18 protein-coding genes and 7 tRNA genes are annotated in these 22,925 nt (G+C 63.7%); 11 read left to right on the top strand and 14 right to left on the bottom strand.

Going from position 1 to position 22,925, the window contains the following annotated elements:
* Window positions 1-5: 5 nt before the first annotated feature.
* From panC to metG, 5 genes are all read right to left on the bottom strand, one after another.
* Window positions 6-845 carry a pantoate--beta-alanine ligase gene (gene panC / locus ACZ0AJ_RS11775; RefSeq protein ID WP_499454655.1) on the bottom strand — a complete coding sequence of 280 codons (840 nt, stop codon included), beginning with the start codon at window positions 843-845 and terminating at the stop codon, window positions 6-8.
* A gap of 27 nt (window positions 846-872) precedes the next feature.
* Entirely contained in the window at window positions 873-1,730 is an 858-nt protein-coding gene (locus ACZ0AJ_RS11770; RefSeq protein ID WP_499454654.1) for a segregation and condensation protein A, read from the bottom strand.
* 13 nt (window positions 1,731-1,743) lie between these two features.
* Window positions 1,744-1,953, bottom strand: a complete 210-nt coding sequence (locus ACZ0AJ_RS11765; protein WP_183558098.1) for a DUF3460 family protein — start codon at window positions 1,951-1,953, stop codon at window positions 1,744-1,746.
* A gap of 102 nt (window positions 1,954-2,055) precedes the next feature.
* On the bottom strand, window positions 2,056-3,372 hold the full coding sequence (locus ACZ0AJ_RS11760; protein WP_499454652.1) for an enoyl ACP reductase FabMG family protein: 1,317 nt from the start codon (window positions 3,370-3,372) through the stop codon (window positions 2,056-2,058).
* A 165-nt stretch (window positions 3,373-3,537) separates the two neighbouring features.
* Entirely contained in the window at window positions 3,538-5,709 is a 2,172-nt protein-coding gene (metG, locus tag ACZ0AJ_RS11755; RefSeq protein WP_499454650.1) for a methionine--tRNA ligase, read from the bottom strand.
* 161 nt (window positions 5,710-5,870) lie between these two features.
* Here metG and apbC point away from each other — a divergent pair, with 161 nt between their 5' ends.
* The 8 genes from apbC to ACZ0AJ_RS11715 all read left to right on the top strand — a co-directional run bounded on the left by apbC (window position 5,871) and on the right by ACZ0AJ_RS11715 (window position 9,780).
* A complete protein-coding gene (gene apbC, locus ACZ0AJ_RS11750; RefSeq protein WP_183558121.1) occupies window positions 5,871-6,959 on the top strand; it encodes an iron-sulfur cluster carrier protein ApbC in 1,089 nt (362 codons plus the stop codon).
* Window positions 6,960-7,274: 315 nt separating this feature from the next.
* Window positions 7,275-8,666, top strand: a complete 1,392-nt coding sequence (gene gltX / locus ACZ0AJ_RS11745) for a glutamate--tRNA ligase (protein ID WP_499454649.1) — start codon at window positions 7,275-7,277, stop codon at window positions 8,664-8,666.
* Between the two features lie 91 nt (window positions 8,667-8,757).
* Window positions 8,758-8,833, top strand: a tRNA-Ala gene (locus tag ACZ0AJ_RS11740).
* Window positions 8,834-8,923: 90 nt separating this feature from the next.
* Window positions 8,924-8,999: transfer RNA gene (locus ACZ0AJ_RS11735), tRNA-Glu, on the top strand.
* Window positions 9,000-9,091: 92 nt separating this feature from the next.
* Window positions 9,092-9,167: transfer RNA gene (locus tag ACZ0AJ_RS11730), tRNA-Ala, on the top strand.
* A gap of 75 nt (window positions 9,168-9,242) precedes the next feature.
* A tRNA-Glu gene (locus tag ACZ0AJ_RS11725) sits at window positions 9,243-9,318 on the top strand.
* Window positions 9,319-9,411: 93 nt separating this feature from the next.
* Window positions 9,412-9,487: transfer RNA gene (locus ACZ0AJ_RS11720), tRNA-Glu, on the top strand.
* A 217-nt stretch (window positions 9,488-9,704) separates the two neighbouring features.
* Window positions 9,705-9,780 (top strand) — tRNA-Glu (locus ACZ0AJ_RS11715).
* Window positions 9,781-9,860: 80 nt separating this feature from the next.
* On the opposite strand, the gene ACZ0AJ_RS11710 is transcribed toward ACZ0AJ_RS11715, so the two are convergent.
* The 3 genes from ACZ0AJ_RS11710 to ACZ0AJ_RS11700 all read right to left on the bottom strand — a co-directional run bounded on the left by ACZ0AJ_RS11710 (window position 9,861) and on the right by ACZ0AJ_RS11700 (window position 13,146).
* Window positions 9,861-11,825, bottom strand: a complete 1,965-nt coding sequence (locus ACZ0AJ_RS11710) for a S8 family serine peptidase (RefSeq protein ID WP_499454900.1) — start codon at window positions 11,823-11,825, stop codon at window positions 9,861-9,863.
* Window positions 11,826-11,849: 24 nt separating this feature from the next.
* On the bottom strand, window positions 11,850-12,107 hold the full coding sequence (locus ACZ0AJ_RS11705; RefSeq protein ID WP_183558132.1) for a hypothetical protein: 258 nt from the start codon (window positions 12,105-12,107) through the stop codon (window positions 11,850-11,852).
* A gap of 85 nt (window positions 12,108-12,192) precedes the next feature.
* A complete protein-coding gene (locus ACZ0AJ_RS11700; protein ID WP_499454645.1) occupies window positions 12,193-13,146 on the bottom strand; it encodes a hypothetical protein in 954 nt (317 codons plus the stop codon).
* A gap of 359 nt (window positions 13,147-13,505) precedes the next feature.
* Between ACZ0AJ_RS11700 and earP the strand changes: the two genes are divergently transcribed.
* Both earP and ACZ0AJ_RS11690 read left to right on the top strand, forming a co-directional pair.
* Complete coding sequence (gene earP, locus ACZ0AJ_RS11695; RefSeq protein ID WP_499454643.1) at window positions 13,506-14,681, top strand: elongation factor P maturation arginine rhamnosyltransferase EarP; 1,176 nt, start codon at window positions 13,506-13,508, stop codon at window positions 14,679-14,681.
* Between the two features lie 107 nt (window positions 14,682-14,788).
* Window positions 14,789-15,364, top strand: a complete 576-nt coding sequence (locus tag ACZ0AJ_RS11690; protein ID WP_183558142.1) for an elongation factor P — start codon at window positions 14,789-14,791, stop codon at window positions 15,362-15,364.
* 115 nt (window positions 15,365-15,479) lie between these two features.
* On the opposite strand, the gene ilvD is transcribed toward ACZ0AJ_RS11690, so the two are convergent.
* On the bottom strand, window positions 15,480-17,345 hold the full coding sequence (ilvD, locus tag ACZ0AJ_RS11685) for a dihydroxy-acid dehydratase (protein ID WP_499454641.1): 1,866 nt from the start codon (window positions 17,343-17,345) through the stop codon (window positions 15,480-15,482).
* A 175-nt stretch (window positions 17,346-17,520) separates the two neighbouring features.
* Here ilvD and ACZ0AJ_RS11680 point away from each other — a divergent pair, with 175 nt between their 5' ends.
* Complete coding sequence (locus ACZ0AJ_RS11680; RefSeq protein WP_499454639.1) at window positions 17,521-19,113, top strand: amidase; 1,593 nt, start codon at window positions 17,521-17,523, stop codon at window positions 19,111-19,113.
* A gap of 4 nt (window positions 19,114-19,117) precedes the next feature.
* Here the strand turns inward: ACZ0AJ_RS11680 and ACZ0AJ_RS11675 are convergent, their stop codons facing one another.
* The 5 genes from ACZ0AJ_RS11675 to ACZ0AJ_RS11655 all read right to left on the bottom strand — a co-directional run bounded on the left by ACZ0AJ_RS11675 (window position 19,118) and on the right by ACZ0AJ_RS11655 (window position 22,895).
* A complete protein-coding gene (locus ACZ0AJ_RS11675) occupies window positions 19,118-19,609 on the bottom strand; it encodes a TssQ family T6SS-associated lipoprotein (RefSeq protein ID WP_499454897.1) in 492 nt (163 codons plus the stop codon).
* On the bottom strand, window positions 19,606-20,919 hold the full coding sequence (locus ACZ0AJ_RS11670) for a PEGA domain-containing protein (protein WP_499454896.1): 1,314 nt from the start codon (window positions 20,917-20,919) through the stop codon (window positions 19,606-19,608). The genes ACZ0AJ_RS11675 and ACZ0AJ_RS11670 overlap by 4 nt, the downstream gene beginning before the upstream one ends.
* 151 nt (window positions 20,920-21,070) lie before the next feature.
* Window positions 21,071-22,480, bottom strand: a complete 1,410-nt coding sequence (gene dbpA, locus ACZ0AJ_RS11665) for an ATP-dependent RNA helicase DbpA (RefSeq protein WP_499454636.1) — start codon at window positions 22,478-22,480, stop codon at window positions 21,071-21,073.
* A 27-nt stretch (window positions 22,481-22,507) separates the two neighbouring features.
* The gene (locus ACZ0AJ_RS11660) at window positions 22,508-22,741 is read right to left on the bottom strand and encodes a hypothetical protein (RefSeq protein ID WP_183558164.1); all 234 of its coding nucleotides are present in this window, start codon (window positions 22,739-22,741) and stop codon (window positions 22,508-22,510) included.
* Window positions 22,742-22,818: 77 nt separating this feature from the next.
* A tRNA-Met gene (locus ACZ0AJ_RS11655) sits at window positions 22,819-22,895 on the bottom strand.
* Window positions 22,896-22,925 lie beyond the last annotated feature (30 nt).

Here is a 22,925-nt window from a genome sequence, read left to right as displayed (position 1 = left end):
AACGATCAGATTTCCAGATTGTCTATCAGGCGCGTGTTGCCCAGCTTGGCTGCGGCAAGCACGACCAGCGGCGCGCCATTCGTCAGGTCGGCCGCGTCCGGCGCCTGCAGGTCGCCGCGCTTGCGCACCGAGATATAGTCGGGCTTCCAGCCACGCTCGGCCAGCGCCGCCATTGCGCGCGCTTCGACTTGCGCGATATCGCGCTCGCCGCCACGCACACTGTCGGCCACTGCATTCAGGTTCTGGTACAGGGTCGGCGCTTCAGCCCGCTCGGTCGCCGTCAGATACCCATTGCGCGACGACAGCGCCAGGCCATCTTCGGCGCGGTACGTTTCGGCGCCGATGATCTGGGTTGGCATGGCGAACTGGCGTGCCATGTTCCGCACGATCATCAGCTGCTGATAATCCTTTTTGCCGAACACGGCCACGCGCGGCTGCACGCACGAGAACAGCTTGGTGACCACGGTGCAGACACCTTCGAAGAAGCCGGGGCGGAATTCGCCTTCCAGCGTGCTGCCCAGGCCGTCAGGCGGGCGCACACGGTACTCTTGCGGCTCCGGGTACAGATCCTTCTCGGTCGGCGCGAACAGCACGTAGACGCCTTCTTTTTCCAGCTTGGCCACGTCTTCGTGGAATGTGCGCGGATACTTGTCAAAGTCTTCGTTGGGGCCGAATTGCAGGCGGTTGACGAAGATCGACGCGACGACCGGGTCGCCATGGCGGCGCGCCAGGCGCATCAGCGACAGGTGGCCTTCGTGCAGATTGCCCATCGTCGGCACGAAGGCCGTGCGCAGTTGGCCGCTGAGCTGGTCGCGCAGTTCGTCGATGGAAGAGATGATTTTCATGATGGATCGGGTCAGAAGAAGCCGGCGTTATGCCGGCGAATAGGCCAGTCGCACGTAGATCGGTGCAAACGGTTCGGCCTGGGTAATTTCAATCAAGGTTTCTTTGGCAAGTTCGAGCATCGCCACGAAGTGCACGACGACAATCGGCACCGTGTGCTGGCCCGCGAACAGGTCGCCGAACTCGACGAAGCGCTGCGACTGCAGCGTACGCAGGATGGCCGACATGTGCTCGCGCACCGACAGTTCCTGGCGCCCGATCCGGTGATGCTGGGTCAGCTTGGCGCGGCGCAGTACATCGAGCCAGGCGCGTTGCAGATCCCACGGGTCGACATCGGGCAGCGGCTGTACCAGGCCCTGTTCGACGAACAGCTCGGGCCGGACAAAGTCGCGGCCTTCCTGCGGTACATTGCCCAGAGCGACGGCGGCGGTCTTGATCTGCTCATAGTCCAGCAGACGGCGCACCAGCTCGGCGCGCGGGTCGCCTGCGTCTTCGATCAAGTCGTCCTGGCGCTTGGGCAGCAACATGCGCGACTTGATTTCGATCAGCATTGCCGCCATCAGCAGGTATTCCGCCGCCAGCTCGAGATTGCTCTTGCGGATCTGTTCGACATACACGAGGTATTGCAGGGTGACCTGCGCCATCGGGATGTCGAGAATATTGAAGTTTTGCCGCCGGATCAGGTACAGCAGCAGATCGAGCGGTCCTTCAAATGCGTCGAGAAAGATCTCGAGCGCATCGGGCGGGATATACAAGTCATTCGGCAAGCGCGTGAGCGGTTCGCCGTACAGGCGTGCCAGGGTAGCGTCGACGGGCGCAGGATGCGGGGTGTCGTTGGCGGGCTGGACAGGCACCTGGTGTCCGTCAGCCGCCCCGTCGGGCATCATGCGCGCGACCGTCTCAGACCTTGTTCTGGTACGGATAGGCTCGCTGGCGCAGGCGCGACTCTTCAGTGCGTGCCTGCTCATCGAGCGAGACGGGGGCCTTGTCCCACAGCAGCGCGCGACCGGCCACCTGGCCGGCATCCATCTCTGGATGCTGTTTCTTCAGTTCCGAGATGAACTTGGTATGCTCGGATTCGTAGTTCACGTGTTTTTTCGAGAAGATCATGATTGGCTTCGTGGATGCAATGGAACAGCGGCTTGACGACAATGGCAGCGGGGCAGATTCCTGCGCCCCGCGCCAGTCGCGTCAAGTATGACGATGTTGCGCTTACTTGTGCAGCGCGTTCAGCTGGCGCGCGATGATGTCGTGGTTCAGCCACACAACCGGGGCGATCTTTTCCGACGCGCCATGGAACATCAGCGGGCCGGCGCCTTCCAGCACCAGGCTCGACAGGTGATCGGTGATCAGCGCTTTCTTGTCCTTGTGCAGGGCCGTGATCGCTTCCGAGGTGCCGATCATCACATCGGCCAGGGCCGGCGTGTTGTCCATCGGCCAGGCCTCGAAATTGCGGAACTCGGCGCTGGTGGCGTCGTTGTTGTAGCCCTCGATGGTGTCGAGCAATTGCTGCAGCGATGTGTCGTCGCCCAGCAATTCTTCGCAGATACGCCACTGCTCATCAGCCCAGGTGCCGCCGCCTTCGCGCTTGAGCGCGACCAGCAACGGGAACAGCGACAGTTCCACGCCGACAAAGATGTCGGACGAATTCGTGCGGATTTCCGGGCAGTTGAACACGGTGGCAGTGATGCCGTTCTTCCACGCTGCTTCGGCCACCGACTCCAGGCGCATCTTGGCATAGCCCTGCGTGTAGTTGGTGTAGGTCTGCCAGTGGTAGTCGCCGCCGATCAGGATTTCGGTGCCATGGTAGCCATAGGCCGTGTAGCGCACTTCGCCGCCAGCCTGGGTCACGCGGTCGCGGATCGTGGCCGACGCGTCGATCAGGTACTTGAGCGTGTTGGCCGAAACTTCGTCGAAGTTCATCAAAATCAATTTGCCCAGATCGCTCTCGAGCAGGGCGCGTGAGGACATGAAGCGCTCGCCGCGGCCTTTGTAGATGCGATTGGCAATGGCCAGGAAGGCCTTGATCTTCGGGATGCCGCCCGCCATCGTGTGGGCGAAGAACACATTCGCGCCCTGTGGCACCAGCTTGTCGATCTCCTGCATGACCTGCGCGGCCGAGGTCGTGAAGCGGCGCACGCCGGCTTCGCGGCAACGCTCGATGTGTTCCCAGTCCAGCGTTTCTTCTTGCCAGGTTTTCAGCGTGATGCCGGACAGCATTTCGGTCGGGTTCTTTTCGCCCTCCGGTGCATCCATGTCGAAGCCGGCCATCAGCGGCACATTGATGATGCGGCCGCCCAGTTTTTCTTCGGCTTCGGCCAGTTCAGCGGCGTCCAGCGGGCGCAGTGCGCCGGTCTCGTCGCGGCGGCCCACGGTGATGCCGACGATCGTCATGCCAGCGGCGCGCGCTTCGTCGATCAGGCCATTCACGTAGCCGCGGCCGAACAGTTCACCGAACAGGACGAACACGTCGCCTTTGCGGAACACGTTGGCGGTCGGGATATGGCGCAGGGGAGTCAAATCGGTCATGGTTCTTGGCTACCTATCAAAAGAGTTTGTAGGGCGTCTTGTCATAGTTTAAACATGGCATTGTACACCCGGTACTGGGCCCGGAAATGGCGTCCGGGACCGTCCGGCGACTGGCCTGGCGGCCACATCATCGTGGCACGCCAGACCAGGCGCCGGCGTGAAGCATCAGCGGATGCGCATGCCTGGCGTCGCGCCCGGCATCGGGTCGAGCAGGTACAGGCCCGGATTGGTTTTCTCGTCAGCGCTTGATGCGCACAGCACCATGCCTTCGGACATGCCGAACTTCATCTTGCGCGGGGCCAGGTTGGCCACCAGCACCGTCAGCTTGCCGATCAGGTCTTCCGGCTGGTACGCCGACTTGATGCCCGAGAACACATTGCGGTGACGGCCTTCGCCCACGTCCAGCGTCAGGCGCAGCAGCTTGGTCGACCCTTCGACGTGTTCGCAGTTGACGATCTTTGCCACGCGCAGGTCGATCTTGGCGAAGTCATCGATTGTGATGGTCGGGGCCAGGGCTTCGATGTCGCTTTCGCCGTCGCCTTCGCTGGCATCGGTCGTCGGCGCTGCCGCCGGGGTAGCAGTAGCCGCGGCGGCGACCGCCGGAGCAGGTGCTGCCAAGACCGGCTTGTCGAACAGGTTCTCGACCATCTTGGCATCGACGCGCTGCATCAGGTGCGTGTAGGTGCCGATGGTGCGGCCGAGCATCGATTCGTAGACGGCGGCGCCATGGGTGTCAGCCCAGCTCAGTTCAGCGTCGCCCAGGAATTCGGCGACGCGCGCGGCAACTTGCGGCAGCACCGGTTGTAGCATGATCGTCAGTTGGCGGAACAGGATCAGCGCGGTCGTGCAGACGTCATGCAGTTCGGCCGTTTTGGTGTCGTCCTTGGCCAGGATCCATGGCTTGTGCTCGTCGACGTACTGATTGATGACGTCGGCGATCTCCATGATTTCGCGCAGTGCGCGGCCGTATTCGCGCGCTTCGAAGCTGGCGGCCACCGATGCCTGGCGCTCGGCGCCGTCGTGCATCAGTGCCTTGCAGATCCAGTCGCGGCCCAGCGGCGAGACGCTGTCGGCCAGCTTGCCGTCGAAGCGCTTGGCAATGAAGCCGGCACAGCGGCTGGCGATATTCACGTACTTGCCGATCAGGTCGCTGTTGACGCGGGCCACGAAGTCGTCGCCGTTGAAGTCCAGGTCTTCCACCTTGGCGTTGAGCTTGAAGGCCAGGTAGTAGCGCAGCCACTCCGGATTCATGCCCAGTTCCAGATAGCGCAGCGGCGAGATGCCGGTGCCGCGCGACTTGGACATTTTTTCATTGTTCACCGTCAAGTGGCCGTGGACGGCGACCTTCAGGTTGTCGATGATCGGGTGGCCCGAGAAATTGAGCATCGCAGGCCAGAACAGCAGGTGGAACGAGACAATATCTTTGCCGATGAAGTGCAATTGCTCGGCGGCCGGGTCGTTCAGGAACGTCTCGACATCCAGGCCCTGCTTGTCGAAGTAGTTTTTCAGGCTGGCCAGGTAGCCGACCGGCGCGTCCAGCCATACATAGAAGAACTTGCCCGGCGCATCGGGAATCGGGATGCCGAAGTAGGGCGCATCGCGCGAAATATCCCAGTCGGCCAGCTTTTCACCGGATTCGCCCAGCCACTCGGACACCTTGTTGACCATTTCCGGCTGCAGGCGGCCCGGGGTGTTGAGCCACTGTTTGAGGAACGCGAAGCAGCGCGGGTCGGACAGCTTGAAGAAGTACTGCTCCGACGGCTTGAGCACGGGCGTGGAGCCGGTAAACACCGAGAACGGGTTGATCAGTTCGGTTGGCTGGTAGGCAGCGCCGCAGACTTCGCAGTTGTCGCCGTACTGGTCCTTGGCGTGGCAGACCGGGCACTCGCCCTTGATGTTGCGGTCGGCCAGGAACATGCCCTTGACCGGATCGTAGAAGCGGTCGACGGTCTTGGTGACGATCAGGCCGGCATCGCGCAGCTTGCGGTAGATGCCTTGCGAGAGTTCGACGTTTTCGGGCGAATCGGTGGAATACCAGTTATCGAAGGCGATATGGAAGCCATCGAGATATTGCGCACGGCCGGCGGCGATCTTGGCCACGAATTCCTGTGGCGTGATGTTGTCTTTTTCGGCCGCGATCATGATCGGCGTGCCGTGCGTATCGTCGGCGCAGACGAAATGCACTTCGCGTTTCTGGCCGCCCTGCGCATTGCCTTCGCGCTGCATTCGCTGGAAGCGGACCCAGATGTCGGCCTGGATGTATTCCATCATGTGGCCGATATGGAAGGCAGCATTGGCGTAGGGCAGTGCGGTGGTGACGAACAGCTTGCGGGTCATGGTTGAAACGCTTCGGTTATATGAAAAGAAGCATTTTAACAGCGGATGGCCCTGTGCGCGCAGGGGGTATTCCCCGTGGTTTACGACCAACAGGCTGGCTGCCCTGCCGTTTTGCGCTACACTTCGCCCCAATATCAATCGGAGAACACCCGGAGAGCACCATGAGCATCACTGAAAGCGATATCAAGACGGCATTGGCGAGCGTGATCGACCCCAATACCACCAAGGATTTCATCACCACCAAGTCGATCAAGAACATCAATATCGACAATGGCCAGGTCACGTTCGAGCTGGAACTGGGCTACCCGGCCGCCAGCCAGGTCGAGATGCTGCGCCAGATGGCGGCCAGCGCCGTGCTGGCCCTGCCAGGCGTCGAAGGCGTGGCCATCCGCGCCTACAGCAAGATCGTCTCGCACACGGTCCAGCGCGGCATGAAGGTGATGCCAAACGTGAAGAACATCATCGCCGTTGCCTCCGGCAAGGGCGGTGTCGGCAAATCGACGACGGCCGTGAACCTGGCGCTGGCGCTGCACGCCGAAGGCGCCAGCGTCGGCATCCTGGATGCGGACATCTATGGTCCGTCGCAGCCGATGATGCTGGGCGTGAGCGGTCGCCCGCTGACCAACGACGGCAAGAGCATGGAGCCGCTGGAAAACCACGGCATCCAGGTGTCGTCGGTCGGCTTCATGATCGACCCGGACGAGCCGATGGTGTGGCGCGGTCCGATGGCCAGCGGCGCGCTGCAGCAACTGCTCGAACAGACCAACTGGCGCGACCTCGACTACCTGATCGTCGACATGCCGCCAGGCACGGGCGACATCCAGCTGACGCTGTCGCAGAAAGTGCCGGTCACGGGCGCCGTGATCGTCACCACGCCACAGGACATCGCCTTGCTCGACGCGCGCAAGGGCCTCAAGATGTTCGAAAAAGTCGGGATCCCGATCCTGGGCGTGGTCGAAAACATGAGCACCCACACCTGCACCAACTGCGGCCACACCGAAGCGATCTTCGGTCACGGCGGCGGTGAAAAGATGTGCGCCGATTTCGGCATCGAATTCCTCGGCGCGCTGCCGCTGACGATGTCGATCCGCGAGCAGGCCGATGCCGGTCGTCCGACCGTCGTCGCCGATCCGGATGGCGCCGTTGCCGCGGTCTACAAGCAGATCGCCCGCAAGGTCGCGATCAAGATCGCCGACAAGGCCAAGGACATGAGCAGCAAGTTCCCGAGCATCGTCGTCAGGAACGACTGATCTCGAGCCTGGCCGGGCCTGGTGTCCGGACTCGCTTCACAAAGCCCCTGCGCAACGCTGTTGTGCGGGGGCTTTGTTCATTTTGCAGGCCGATGTCGTGTGGGCGGGCGGCGGCGTTGTGCGTGCCTGTTCAGGCGCTGCCTGTGGCGCCACCACCGCGCTCATATGTGGGGCAGGTCGTTGCGCTTGCATCCGCCGATGGCCCCATCGCGCCGTTGTGCGCCGCCAGGCAGACTAGGCGAGGGGCGGTGGGGATGCATGCTGGCCGGCCGGACGTCGGGGTAGAATACGCCTTTTACCTGATTGCTTTCCGCCATGACTGTCCGCACCCGTTTTGCTCCCAGCCCGACCGGCTACCTCCACGTTGGTGGCGCGCGCACCGCGCTGTATTCGTGGGCCTACGCCCGCCACTTCGGCGGCACCTTCATCCTGCGCATCGAAGACACCGACCTCGAACGCTCGACGCCGGAAGCCGTGCAGGCCATCCTCGACGGCATGAAGTGGCTGGGCCTGGAGCACGACGAGGGCCCGTTCTATCAGATGCAGCGCATGGACCGCTACCGCGAAGTGGTCGCCGGCATGCTCGACGCCGGCACTGCGTACCTGTGCTACTCGTCGCCCGACGAAGTCGAGGCGATGCGCGAGCGCATGCGCGCAGCTGGCGAGAAGCCGCGCTACGACGGCACCTGGCGCCCGGAAGACGGCAAGGTCCTGCCAGCGGTGCCGGAAGGCGTCAAGCCGGTGGTGCGATTCAAGAATCCGCTCGATGGCGACGTGACCTGGACAGACGTGGTCAAGGGCACGATCACGATCGGCAACAAGGAACTCGACGACCTGGTCATTGCGCGCCCGGACGGCACGCCGACCTATAACTTCTGCGTCGCAGTTGACGACTGGGACATGAAGATCACGCACGTGCTGCGCGGCGACGATCACGTCAACAACACGCCACGCCAGATCAACATCCTGCGCGCGCTCGGCGCCGAACTGCCGCTGTACGGCCACCTGCCGATGATTCTCGGCACCGATGGCGCGAAGCTGTCCAAGCGCCACGGCGCCGTGAGCGTCATGGATTATCCGGAGCAGGGCTATCTGCCCGAAGCAATGCTCAATTACCTGGCGCGCCTGGGTTGGAGCCACGGCGACGATGAAGTGTTCTCGATGGCGCAGTTCACCGAGTGGTTCAACCTGGAGCACCTGACCGCATCGGCGGCCCAGTTCAATCCGGAAAAGCTGAACTGGCTGAACAACCACTATATCAAGGCGGCAGACAACGAGCGGTTGGCCGCACTGGCATTGCCGAAGCTCGAACGCGACGGCGCACGCTTCGATGGCGCACCGGCGCTGCCAACCGTGCTGGGCCTGATGAAGGAACGCGCGAACACGATCAACGAGCTGGCCGACGCCGCGATGCTGTTCTACCGCGATCCGCAGCCGGATGCCGAGCAACTGGCGCTGCACCTGACCGAAGCCGTGCGTGGGGCGCTGGCGCTGTTTGCCGAGCGCTGCGCCACGGTGGCGTGGGACAAGGCGTCGCTGGCAGCGATGATCAAGGAAGTACTGGCCGCCCACAGCCTCAAGATGCCGCAACTGGCCATGCCGCTGCGCCTGCTGTTGACGGGGCAATTGCAGACCCCGGCGATCGATGTGGTGCTGGAGTTGTTTGGCCGCGACGTCGTCCTGGCGCGTGTGCAGAAGGGGCTGTAACAGCCCGCATGGGACACCCCGCTTCGACGTCTCAAAACGTTGTTTGCGAAATGCAAGGGTGTCCTATATAATGCTCGCACTTCAGCGCTGCGGGGGTATAGCTCAGCTGGGAGAGCGCTTGCATGGCATGCAAGAGGTCAGCGGTTCGATCCCGCTTACCTCCACCAACTCTGAAGTGTGGCAGTGGTTTTGCCTCAGTTGTAATGTGACGCTGCGTAGCCGGCAGCAAAGCAGTAATGCAGTATCGGTTGTTCATGGTCCCCATCGTCTAGAGGCCTAGGACATCACCCTTTCACGGTGAGTACCGGGGTTCGAATCCCCGTGGGGACGCCAGCTTGCTGGTTAGAATGACCCGACACAGTATGCAAGCAGCATGCGCTACTGGTCGAAGCAGGTGCAGTGTAGTAAAATGTTGTTTTCCCGTGGGGGGTATAGCTCAGCTGGGAGAGCGCTTGCATGGCATGCAAGAGGTCAGCGGTTCGATCCCGCTTACCTCCACCACGTAAAAGAAAACGACATTCGGCAGTACCGCAGTAGTAGTAACGCAAGCGCAGTAAAAGTTTCAGCAAGTCCAGGGTCCCCATCGTCTAGAGGCCTAGGACATCACCCTTTCACGGTGAGTACCGGGGTTCGAATCCCCGTGGGGACGCCAAGAATTTGGCAGATGTGCCGCGCCAGCGGCGGCGCATCGAAGTCAGCAGCATCATGTAGTTGCAGTGCGCTCGTCAGAGCAAAACAGTTTTAGGTCCCCATCGTCTAGAGGCCTAGGACATCACCCTTTCACGGTGAGTACCGGGGTTCGAATCCCCGTGGGGACGCCAGTTTAAACCGGGGTAGACCAACGCGCTTGCGCGGAGAGGTGCTCCGGTTTTTCTATTGTGACGCCACATTTGTGCGCGCAATGGTTTGGTTGTAAAGTAGGATCGCAGAATCGTCGTTGTGACGGTGTGCGAAGGTTGCGACAGTGTTGTGATGTTTTGCGTTGCAGTCAGCAGCATCGGGCAACACGCAGTTGGTAATATGCAGCACCAGTTTTAGGTCCCCATCGTCTAGAGGCCTAGGACATCACCCTTTCACGGTGAGTACCGGGGTTCGAATCCCCGTGGGGACGCCAGACAGAAAGCCGGAGCCGGCCACGAGAGTGGGGCTCCGGTTTTTTTTCGTCTGCGACAGTCTCGCGCAGCGCTTCGTACTTCACCAACCGGACACCCGCAGCGTGCCGAACGGATAAGGCAACGTCGGGCCCTGATTCGGCATGCCCTGCTGTTGCATACCCTGCGGCTGCATACCCTGTGGCTGCATGCCCTGCGGCTGCATACCCTGCTGTTGCATGCCCTGATGCTGCATGCTGACCCCGGCCGCGCTGAGCCATCCACTATCGTGCGACGCCATCCCATGCATGCCAACCGGGGCACCGAACCCCACTGCCGAGCTTTGCCACGGCATCGTCTGCTGCGCCACAGGCAAGCCGAGCGCCACCAGCGCATCGGGCAAGCCATAGCCAATATGGTTGGGATCGCTCAGCGTGACAGGGCGGGCGCTCATCCGTAGAACCTGGAACAGCCGTTCGACCCGTTCCGGTGAGCGCGCCTGCACCATCGCCCCGAATTCGGGCCTGTGTGCCAGCACGAGTGCCGCCAGGCCTGTCACATGCGGCGCCGCCATCGACGTCCCGTCCCATGCGGCGAAATTATTTGGCGGCACCGACGACACGACGGCCACACCGGGCGCGCACACATCGACCTGGGGCCCGAAGCAGCTGAAGCGCGCGGTGAAGTAGCCATACATGTCGATGTCGGTGCCGATGGTTTCGGCATGGTAGCTGTCGGCCGGGAATTCGCCGATCTTGCCGATGGCCGCGACGGCCAGCACATGCGACGACGAGGCAGGGTATTGCACGGCAGCAGCCGAATTGCCGGCGGCGGCAATGCAGGCAATCCCGGCCTGTTTGGCGCGCACGATCTGGCGTTCGAGCGCTTCGGACGGCGCCGAGCCACCCAGGCTCATGTTGACGATGTCGATGCCCTGCTCGATGCAGTATTCGAGCGCGTCGATCAGCTGGCTGACCTGGCCGCCGGGGAACAGCTTGCAGACGTGGATCTCGGCCTCGGGCGCGAAGCCGCGGATGCCCCAGGCCGGATCGGTGGCGGCAATCACGCCGGTGCAATGCGAACCATGGCCGAGCGTATCGACATTCCAGGTGCTGCGGTCGGTACGCTTGTTAATGACGTCGAAACCTTCGTGGATTTCGTTCAGGTTGCCGTGCGTGGTAGCGGCCCCGGAATCGATGATGGCCACCTTGATGCCACGACCACGATAATGCTGGGGCACCTGATCGAGGCGCATGGCCCGCGCGCCCCAGCCCATTGCGTTTTGCTGCGGCAGGCCGCGCAGCGCCGGCCATTCGGACAAGGGGCGCAGCATGACGACGTTGGCCTCTTGCAGGCTCAGGTCGGGATCGCGCTGGTAGAAGCTCCAGTAATCGGCGCGCGGTTTGACATACAGGCCACTGATCATATGTGCGTCGTCGCCATACAGCTGCAGGCGCGCCACGCCGTCGGCGCCGGTGACGGCAGTGCTGGGCAGCACGCCGCCGAACAGCGAGACCTCGACCTCGGGTAGCGGCGCACCGTCGGTGCCCACGACCGCCAGCAACAGTTCGCACTGCGGGCCCTGGTAGGGCGTGAGCGAGCTGACCAGGTCGGGGCGGCGGAGCATGGGGTCGAGCAGAGCGAGGTGCTGGTCGCGTTCGACAAGCAACTGGCCCTGGCCGCGCTGCAGCAGTTCGCCCGCTTTTTGATCGGTCATGCGCGCCACGACGATGCCTTCGGCGCTGTCGCCCATCGACGATGGGCCGAAGCCGGCCGTGGTCAGTCCGGCGCGCGGTGTGATGGTGTCGACCACGTCGATATCGGGCATGGCGGTGAGCGCTTGCTGCACCGCTGACAGGCCCAGCGGCGTCATCCAGCTGCTGGTGCCAAATGCGCCGAGCACGGCACGTGGCGCTACCAGGTATTTTTTCTTGCGCTCGGTGACCGGGCGCCCGCGCAGCGGAGCAGGGCTGCTGCCGTTATCGGCGCGGGCGTCTGCTGCGCCGTCATGCAACTCGTTGGGCGTCTGCTGCGGATCGGCAGCACCGCCTTTTGCTTGTTTGGCCATAGTGGGTCCTTTGCCCGGCGCCGCTCAGTCGGACAGCGAGAGCGGTTGGTCGGGTTCGATCGTTAACTGGTCCAGAGTCTGCTGCCGCAGCCGCTCGGCAGTGGGCGCGTCGGTTTCAACGACCGCCGTGTGCGGCGGGCCGGACGACGGACCGATCAGGTCGACGACCTGCACGCCGGGCTCGGCGCTCAGTGTCGCCAGGAACCGGACCAGTTCGTTGTCGTCGCTCGCAGCGCGCACGATGTAACGGCCGGGAGAAGCAGGGGGCAGGGAAGCCGGCATGGCGGGAACTCCTCGGCGCCAGGTCACTGCAGGCAACTGCTGGCAGTGACCTGGCTGTGTGTCATGGTGTGGTATGGGTCATGGTTTAGTGCACGGTCTGCTGGCCGAATTGTCCAGACTGCCCGTATTGCGCCTGCTGACCGGTGAACGGCGCCCCGAGTGGCCCGCCAAACTGACTGCCGAACTGCTGCCCGTAAGGGTCAACGGATGCCGGTATGTAACGGCCGAGCTGCGCCGCCACGCCGCCGATCGCGGTACCCAGGCCCTGGTTGCCCAGTTGCTCGCCGATGAAGCCGCCGACTGGCCTTGCATACTGGGTGATCGCATTGCTGATCCAGCCCTGCGGCGCCAGTTGACCGCCTTGCTGCACGATCTGCTGTTGCAGCATCGCGGCCTGTTGCTGCACCTGCACGAGCAGTTGCTGCAGCTGCTGTTGCTGGGCTTGCAGTTGCTGCAGCTGGACCAGCGGATGTTGCACTGGTGTTTGCGGCTGTGCCTGTTGCTGCGCCTGCGGATCGGCGCCGAGTGGCAGCATCCGGCCATACCCGGAATAGTCGCTGATCATGTTGCCGAGGTGACGATTGCCGGTGACGTGCCCGACCAGGGCGCCGGCGGGCTTGCCGATCGTGCTGATCAGATTGCCGAAGAAGCCGCCCTGCGGTGTCAGCTGACCCTGTTGTTGCAACTGCTCCATCTGTTGCAGCTGCTGTTGCTGCTGAAGTTGTTGCAGTTGTTGCAGTTGTTGCAGTTGTTGCAGTTGTTGCAGTTGCTGGAGTTGTTGCAGCTGTTGCAACTGCTGCAGCTGTTGCGGGTCGACCTGCTGTTGCATGCCCATGCTGCTCGAAGGATCGGCCGCAAATGGCGACAGGTTCCCGAGGAAGTTGCCAGCCATTTCACCAATGCGCCCGCCCGCGCCGCTGTGGCCGACCCAGCCGCCGATACCGCGCCCGATGACACCGCCGAGCGCGCCGCCAAACATGCTGCCCAGGCCTTGTGGTGCGAACTGTGGTTGGCCAAATGGTTGTTGAAATTCGTTCATGGTGCTAGCCTCCGGTTGATCGGTCGCGCTGAGCCGGCTTTACATCAGGTGCCTGCCACAAACGACCGTGTTCATATGATTCGCGCCCCGGCATGACCGGTGGTGCGAGGGAAGGGCAGGATGGCGGCCTTTCGAGGCTGCTTTTCCTGCAGGTAGGCGTTCGACCGGTGCCTGGCGGTGAAGTTTTGTTCTTGTGGCGATGTGGGCAACGTTAAAATCGCGCCTTGCGGTAGCGCAGACGCGCGTCAAAAAGGCCCAACTTTCTTCGCAATGCGCACTGGGGCTTGAGAAAAATCACCCCGTAAAGTCGGGTAAAATGACGACCCCCGCTTCTGCGCGTTACGACGCCGCCCGCACCCATGTCCCTGTCTTCCTCCGCGCCGTCGCTGGCGATTTTCTGCAAAGTCATCGATAACTATGGGGATATCGGTATCTGCTGGCGCCTGGCGCGCCAGTTGTGCCACGAGCATGCGCTGGTGGTTACGCTGTGGGTCGACGACCTGGTCAGCTTCCGCCGCATCTGCCCCGAGGTGGATCCGGCAGCCGCGCAGCAAGCGATTCAGGGCATCACAGTGCGTCAATGGCAGGATCAGGATGGCCAGTTCGACGCGCGCGACATCCCCGACGTCGTCATCGAGTTCTTCGGTTGCGAGCTGCCGCCGGACTATCAGAGGGCGATGGCCGCCCGTACGCCGCGTCCCGTCTGGCTGAACTACGAGGGGTTGACGGCCGAGGACTGGGTCGAGGGCTGCCACCGCCTGCCGTCGATGCATCCGCGCCTGCCCCTGACCAAGCATTTCTATTTCCCGGGCTTTAATACGCGTACCGGCGGGCTGCTGCACGAAGCGGGGCTCGACGCGCGCCGTCGTGCATTCCAGCAGGATGGCGCTGCGGTGACCGATTTCCTGGCCCGGTTCGGCGTGACCGCGGCCGAGGCAGCAGGGCGCAAGGTGTCGCTGTTCTGCTACCTTGACGCGCCGGTGGCCGCACTGTTCGACACCTGGCGGGGCGGCGCCACCCCTACGCTGTGCCTGGTGCCGGAGGGCGTCGCGTCCGGGCAGGTCAGCGCCTTCCTGGGTACCGCGCCAGTGGCCGGTGCGCGCGCAACCCATGGCCAGTTGACCGTGCGCGTGCTGCCATTCCTGCCCCAGGCCGATTACGACCTGTTACTGTGGGCCTGCGACGTCAATTTCGTGCGTGGCGAAGATTCTTGGGTGCGGGCGCAATGGGCCGGTCGCCCGTTCGTCTGGCATATTTATCCGCAGGACGAGAATCTGCACCACAAGAAGCTGCGCGCGTTTCTTGCGCTGTACGCGCGAGGGGCGCCGGCACTGGCGGCGTACATGCTCGGCTGGAACGGTGCGCAGCCGATGGACGATCACCGTGCCGCCTGGAATGCCCTCGATGCCACGTTGCCCGACATCGCAGCGCAGGCCGATGCGTGGCGCCAGACGGTGCTCGCGCAGGGCGATCTGGTCACGCAACTGCTCGATTTCGTGCGCGATCTGCGGTTTGCCCAGGAAAACAGCGTATAATGCCCGGTTAGTTTCTAACGGATTCCGACGATCAAACGCAGGTCCGGGGCCTTCGGCCCACCAGCCGGCGATGATTTAATGCAACTATCTTTTTACGTAAAATATCTATGAAACCCGCAAAAGAAATTCGTGTTGGCAACATCATCATGGTTGATGAAAAGCCGTTCATCGTGCTGCGTTCCGACGTCAACGGCTCGAGCCGCACGGGCTTCACCTACAAGTGGAAGATGAAGAATCTTCTGACCAATGCACCGCTGGAAAACGTGTTCCGTGGCGATGACAAGTTCGACGTCGTCGTGCTGGACAAGAAGCCAGTGACCTACTCGTACTTCGCCGATCCGCTGTATGTCTTCATGGACGCCGACTACGAACAGTTCGAAATCGAAGAAGAGAACCTGGGCGACGCGCTGCACTACCTGAAAGACGGTATGGAATGCGAAGCCGTGTTCTATGACGGCAAGGCCATCTCGGTCGAACTGCCAACCACGATCGCACGCCAGATCGTGTACTCGGAGCCAGCAGTCAAGGGCAACACGTCGGGCAACGTCCTGAAAGAAGCCAAGATCGAAAACGCCATCGAAGGCAAGCAGCACACCGTGATGGTGCCGTTGTTCGTCAGCGGCGACGACATGATCGAAATCGACACCCGTACCAACGAGTACAAGAAAGTCGTGCGTAACTAAGCACGGGTTTCCCCATAAAAAAACGCTGCCTCGGCAGCGTTTTTTTATGGGCGGGGCAAACCAATTCGTACCACATCGGATGATGCGGTGACGTAGCCAGCAGTACAACCCAACCTTACCTGCGGCGCAGCTGAGTCAGATCCCGCACCGCGCCGCGATCGGCCGACGTGGTCAGCGCTGCATACGCCTGCAGCGCCTGCGACACATAACGCTCGCGTCCCAGCGGCAGCCACGCATCCGCGCCCAGTGCGTCCATCGCTGCGCGGCGGTGCGCCAGTTCCTCGGTCGTCACGCGCAGGTTGATGGTGCGCTCGGGGATGTCGATGTCGACCATGTCGCCTTCCTGTACCAGCCCGATCGCGCCGCCTTCGGCCGCCTCTGGCGACGCATGCCCGATCACCAGGCCCGACGAACCGCCCGAGAACCGGCCATCGGTAAACAATGCGCACGCCTTGCCTAAACCCTTCGACTTGATGTACGAAGTCGGGTACAGCATCTCCTGCATGCCCGGTCCGCCTTTCGGGCCTTCATAGCGAATGATGACGACGTCGCCCGCTACCACGTTGTCGCCCAGGATCGCTTCGACCGCCGCATCCTGGCTCTCGAACACGCGCGCCTTGCCCGAGAACTTGAGGATGCTTTCGTCCACGCCGGCCGTTTTGACGATGCAGCCTTTTTCGGCGATATTGCCGTACAAGACCGCCAGGCCGCCGTCCTTCGAATACGAGTGTTCGCGGTCGCGGATGCAGCCCATGGCGCGGTCGAGGTCGTTCTTCTCGTAGCGCTCGGCCTGCGAAAACGCCACCTGGGTCGGCACGCCGCCCGGCGCCGCGCGGAACCACTGGTGCACGGCGTCGTCGGTGCTGACCGCGATATCGTACTTTTCAATAGCCGCCGCCATCGTCGGGCTGTGGATCGTCGGCAGCGATGTGTCGAACAGGCCGGCGCGCGCCAGTTCGCCCAGGATCGAGAAGATACCGCCAGCGCGGTGCACGTCTTCGATATGGTATTTGTCGGTCATCGGGGCCACCTTGCACAGGCATGGCACCAGGCGCGAGATGCGGTCGATGTCGGCCATCGTGAAGTCGACTTCGGCTTCGTGCGCGGCGGCCAGCAGGTGCAGTACGGTGTTGGTCGAGCCGCCCATCGACACGTCGAGCGCCATCGCGTTCTCGAACGCGGTCTTGGTCGCGATCGAGCGCGGCAGCACCGAGTAATCGTCTTGCTCGTAGTGGCGCTTGGCGGTCTCGACGATCAGGCGGCCGGCGCGCAGGAACAGTTCCTTGCGGTCGGCGTGGGTGGCGACGATCGTGCCGTTGCCCGGCAGCGCCAGACCCAGCGCCTCGGTCAGACAGTTCATGGAGTTGGCCGTGAACATGCCCGAGCACGACCCGCAGGTCGGACAGGCCGAGCGCTCGATCTCGGCCACATCGGCGTCCGACACAGAGGCATCGCCGGCCTTGATCATCGCGTCGATCAGGTCGAGCTTGATGACCTTGCGCTCGTTATTGACCACCTTGATGACCTTGCCGGCTTCCATCGGGCCGCCCGAGACGAACACGGTCGGAATATTCAGGCGCATCGCGGCCATCAGCATGCCGGGCGTGATCTTGTCGCAGTTCGAGATGCAGACCATCGCGTCGGCGCAGTGCGCGTTGACCATGTATTCGACCGAGTCGGCGATCAGGTCGCGCGAAGGCAGCGAATACAGCATGCCGCCGTGGCCCATGGCGATGCCGTCGTCGACGGCGATGGTGTTGAATTCCTTGGCCACGCCGCCGGCCGCTTCGATTTCGCGCGCGACCAGCTGGCCCAGGTCTTTCAGGTGGACGTGGCCCGGCACGAACTGGGTGAACGAGTTGACCACGGCAATGATCGGCTTGTCGAAATCGCCGTCTTTCATGCCGGTGGCGCGCCACAGGGCGCGGGCGCCTGCCATATTGCGACCCTGGGTCGTGGTGTGTGAACGGTAAGTCGGCATGGCAATCTCCCAGAATAATGCAAAAACAATGATTGGATCAGGGTGACGGCTGGCACTGGATTTGTCCAATATATGATCGGCTCGTCTGTGAGTCGTTTCACCTATCACAGCCGGGCAGTCCGCCGGTCACGTTGCTGCTATGCTATTGCTTGGCCATTTGACGGAGTACACAGGCATGGAGCGCAGGGATTTTGTACGAATGGGCGTGGCCGGGACAGTATCCGGCACCGTTGCTGGCACCAGCGTGCTGGCGCATGCCGCGCCATCAAGAACGGCGCCAGCCGCCATCCTCGAGGCCGGCGTCCACGCACAGGGGCAGGCGATGCGCGCTGGCAAGTTGACGGCGCACGAGCTGGCCTCGCGCTACCTGGTCCGCATCGCGGCCATCGACCGCGCCGGCCCACGCCTGCGCTCGGTCATCGAAATCAATCCCGATGCGCTCGAGATCGCCCGCGAGCGTGATCGCGAGCGCAAAGCCGGCAAGCTGCGCGGCCCGCTGCACGGCATCCCGGTCCTGCTGAAAGACAATATCGCCACCGCCGACAAGATGAGCACGACGGCCGGCTCGCTGGCGCTGGATGGCGTCAAGGCCCGGCGCGACGCCCACATCGTGGCGCGCCTGCGCAATGCCGGCGCGGTCATCCTTGGCAAGACCAATCTGTCGGAATGGGCGAACATGCGCTCGACCCGCTCGACCAGCGGCTGGAGCGGGCGCGGCGGTTTGACGCGCAATCCGTATGCGCTCGACCGCAACACGAGCGGCTCGAGTTCCGGCTCGGCCTCGGCAATGGCCGCCAGCCTGGCCACACTGGCCGTGGGCACCGAAACGGATGGCTCCATCGTCTCGCCCGCGTCAATCTGCGGCATCGTCGGCATCAAGCCGACGCTGGGTCTGGTCAGCCGCAGCGGCATCATTCCCATCGCGCATTCGCAGGACACGGCCGGGCCGATGACGCGCAGCGTCGCCGATGCGGCACTGCTGCTAGCGGCGCTGGCCGGCGCCGACCCGCAGGATGGCGCCACGGCGCGCGCTCCCGTCATCAACTATGCGAACGCGCTCAACAAGGACGGCTTGCGCGGCAAACGCATCGGCGTGGCGCGCGACTTCTTTGGCGGGCATGACGGCGTCAACGCGCTGATCGAGAAGGAACTGGGCGTGCTCAGGGCGCAGGGCGCGGTGCTGGTCGATGTCACGGTGCCCAATACCGACAAGTACGGCGCGTCCGAACTGACCGTGCTGCTGCACGAATTCCGGCCCGATCTCGAAGCGTGGCTGGCGACCTATGCGCCGCATGCGCCGGTCAAGACCATGGCCGACATTATTGCGTTCAACCTGCGCAACGCGGCGCGCGAGATGCCGTTTTTCGGCCAGGAACATCTGATCGCGGCGCAGGCGGCTGGCGGCCTGCAGGCGCGCGACTACGTGAAGGCACTGGCCAACAACCAGCGCTATTCGCGCGACAAGGGGATCGATCAGGTGCTGCGCGCCTACAAGCTCGACGCGCTGGTGGCGCCGACCGGCGGGCCGGCCTGGCTGACCGACACCGTCAACGGCGACCATTACGGCGCGAGTTTTTCGTCACCGGCAGCAGTGGCCGGCTATCCCCACATCACGTTGCCTGCGGGCTTCATCCACGGTTTGCCGGTCGGACTGTCGTTCGTTGGCACGGCGTGGAGCGAGCCGGCGCTGATCGGGATGGCGTACGCTTACGAGCAGGCCAGCCGGCGCCGCCGCGCGCCGACCTACCGGGCGCGCGTGGGCGTGTAGAAAATCAGCGGCGCGCCGCCGCCTTGGCCTGGCTGAACACCGGGCCCCACAGCGGATGGCCGTGCTCACCGGGGCTCAGGTCGAAAGCCGGATCGAGGCGGAAAGCGGCGTCGAACGTCTCGCGGCACAGCGCCTGGCGCCCGCTCACGCAATAGCTGAACGCCGTGTACTTGGCGGCCGACAGGCGTTCGCGCGGGGTGCCGCTTTTCATGTCGGCGCTGCTCAAGCGCCGGATGGCGCCGTTGTAATCGCCATCGTTGTACAGCGCGATGCCTTCGCGCAGCGCGACATCGCTGCGGTCGACGGTGCCGGCAGCAGGGCGGTTCGTGCGGTCTGCGCGCTGGGCACGTTCGGCCCGCGGGCGCGCATCGTCGGCGCGCGGGTGGGCGCGTGCGGCTTCCTTGCCGCCCAGTGCCGGGCCGAATTCGGCGCAGCCCGTCGCCATCACGGCGATCAGCGCCGCCGCCGGCAGGTGTTTCATGAAACGGGTACTCAAGGCGTTTTCTCCTCGGTGAAATCAAGTTCGATCGTGCCGCTCTGGCCCTCGACCGATTGCACGGTGACGGTGTGCTCGGGAAAGCCCGGGTTGACGATGCGGATCGTGTGCTCGCCCGGCGGCAGCGTGATGTGCTTCAGTGGTGGCGTGGCGCCACGCTCGACGCCATCGACGACGATCGTGCCCCACGGCTGGATCAGCAGTTTATAGGTGGTGCCGGCGATGGCCGCTTCGGGCGGCGTGCCTTGCGGCGCCAGACGCACCGCAGTAGGTGGCACGGCGACGTCCGGTTTGGCCGGCGGCGGGGTGGTCGTGGCTGCGCGCGGTTCGTTCTCGTCGATGACCGGCGTGTCGGGTTGCGCCGGTTCTTCGGCGAGCGTGACCAGCGGCGCCGGGGCAACTGCCGGCACGGGTGCCTCGGGCGCTGCCGGCAGCGCGGACCTGTCTTTCATGGCGCTCAGGTCAGCCTGGGGCATCAGTGCGAACAAGGCGGCCAGCGCAGCCAGGATCAGGATGATGGCGCCGATGATCAGCGGCCAGCGTGTCCTGGTGCGCCGGGCAGCGACCGGCGTTGGCACGGGCGCCATCGGCGTCGATGCATTGGCGGCAGCGCGCATCGGGAGCGGACCGGGGGCAGGGGTAGGGGTAGGGGCGGGCACTGCCGGCGCTGGCTTCGGCGCCGCCACTGGTTCAGGCGCGCGGACAGGTTCGGGCGTCGGCGGAGGGGTTGGCGTCGGTGCTGGCGTCGGGGCTGGCGTCAATGCAGGCGCTGGTGTTGGCAGCGGCATGACCGGCGTCACGGGCTCGTCGTCGATCGGCGGCAGCGACATGGCAGGCTTCGGCGCGATGACGGCAATGCCCAGCAGGCCGCGCATCTGCTCGATGGTTTGCGGCCGTACGGCTGGGTCAGGCGACAGGCAACGGTCGAGCGCCGCCAGGAAACCTTCGCTGTATTCAGTCAGGCCCAGCGTGCGCAGCTGCGCGACCGGTGCCAGTTCCTGCGAAATCGCGTAGTGCATCACGGCGGCCAGGTCGTACAGGTCGCGCGCTTCGTAGTCGGCCGGCACGGCGGTGTCGGGCAACTCGCTGTAGCCCGGCACCAGCATCGGGTCGCCAGCCTCGAGGATATGCAGGCTGTCGGGCGTGATGCGGCGGTGCGGCACGTTCATGCCGTACTGGACTTCGAGCGATTGCAGCACCTGACGGATGATGCGGCGGCACCATGGCTCGCTGACCATCTCGTGGTTGTACTCGACGATATCGCGGACTGTGCGGCCGTCGAGTTGCTGCGGGGGTGTGCTGGGGTTCATGGCATCTTGCCGGTCGCCGCTTGCGCGGGCCGAACGAATGTTTATTTATTGCAAATAATGCCAGATTTGTGGGGAAGACGGTACCCCCATCTTAAGCGTGCGCGGCAGATGGGGTTACAGATGCGCAGCTAGTGTGCTGCCGCGCGACCGTTCAGGCGTCGAGAAAACGCATCTTGAACCAGCGGCCCTTGATGACGCCAAAGCCCGGTCCCGGCGCGTCGCCTTCGCCCAGACGCTTGACGGCGGCCTGCGCCACGCTGCGCTCGAGCGCGACGTAGCTGTTGAATTCGCCGATATTGATCTTGCCGACCTGGTCTTTCGTCAGACCGGCGTCGCCCGTCAGCGCGCCCAGCAGGTCGCCCGGACGCAGCTTGGCCTTCTTGCCGCCGGCGATCACCAGCGTGACCATCGGCGCTGGCGCGGCCGGTTCGGCGTCGTCGCCCAGCGCAGCCAGGCTTTCCCAGACCGCCGGCTGGTCCTGGTACTGCTCGATCAGGCTAACCCATTTCTTTTCGTTCGGCGCGGACAAGGTGTGCGCCATGCCACTGCCGCCCGCGCGGCCGGTGCGGCCGATGCGGTGCACGTGGACCTCGGGGTCTTTCGACACGTCGACGTTGATCACGGTGTCCAGGTCGGCGATATCCAGGCCGCGCGCGGCGACGTCGGTGGCCACCAGGACCGAGCAGCTGCGGTTGGCGAACAGCACCAGGATTTCATCGCGTTCGCTCTGTTCGAGTTCGCCGTACAGCGCGCGCGCCGAAAAGCCTTGCGCCTGCAGTGCGTCGGCCAGTTCGCGGCAGCGCGCCTTGGTGTTGCAGAAGGCCAGCGCCGACACCGGACGGTGGTGCCGCAGCAGACGGCCGACGGCATCTTCGCGGCCTTCGAAGCCGATCTCGTAAAACCGCTGGTCGATCTGCTCGAAGCTGTGCTTGCCCTCGACCTTCACTTCCAGCGGATCGCGCAGGAAGCCTTGCGTGGCAAAGCGGATATCGTCCGGGTAGGTGGCCGAGAATAGCAGCGTCTGGCGATGCTTTGGCGTGGCCGACACGATGCCCGCGATCTCGTCGTAGAAGCCCATGTCGGTCATGCGGTCGGCTTCGTCCAGCACCAGCGTCTGCACGTTGGCCAGGTCGAGCGTCGCGCGGCCCAGGTGGTCGCGAATGCGGCCCGGCGTGCCGACGACAATGTGCGCGCCATGCTCGAGGGAGGCGATTTGCGGACGCATCGACACGCCGCCGGTCAGCGTCAGGATCTTGACATTGCCCACGCCGCGCGCCAGCCGGCGCAGTTCACCGGCGACCTGGTCGGCCAGTTCGCGCGTCGGGCACAGCACCAGGCCCTGAATGGCGAACCAGGCCGGATTTAGCTTGTGCAGGATGCCGATGCCAAATGCGGCGGTCTTGCCGCTGCCGGTCTTGGCCTGGGCGATCAGGTCGCTGCCAGCCAGGACGGACGGCAGCGTTTCCGCCTGCACCTGCGTCATGTGGTCGTAACCGAGGGTGGTCAGGTTGGCGAGAAATTGCGGCGTGAGGGCCAGCGAGGTAAACGAATCGGATTGCATGGAAGCCTCCAGCCGGCAGGGCCGACGCTATTGGGGATCGGGCGCCCAGACCGGCAGGCCGGTCAGGTCGAGCTTGTCGTCGCGGCGCCAGACAGGCAGGCCGGAGTTGTCGGTTTCGTCGATCAAGCAGAGTTGTTCTTGCTTGAGCGAGCTGCGGCGGGGACGAGGGCCGGTGCGTTTGGGTTCGGTGACCGTATCGAGCGGCGCTGCCGGCTCGAAACCAGGCAGGTCGAACGTTGCGTGGTCTTTCTTGTCTCTCATCCTCTGCCTTCGAGGTTGCATTTTGTTGCCATAGAAAACAAAAGCCCGGCTCTGTGAGTCGGGCTTTTGTATTGAATTGGTTGCGGGGACAGGATTTGAACCTGTGACCTTCGGGTTATGAGCCCGACGAGCTGCCAGACTGCTCCACCCCGCAGCGCAATTATAGCGCGCTGCGCAGCAATAT

The sequence above is a fragment of the Telluria sp. AC161 genome, from assembly GCF_979258535.1.
This window is presented reverse-complemented; position numbering and strand designations above follow the sequence as displayed.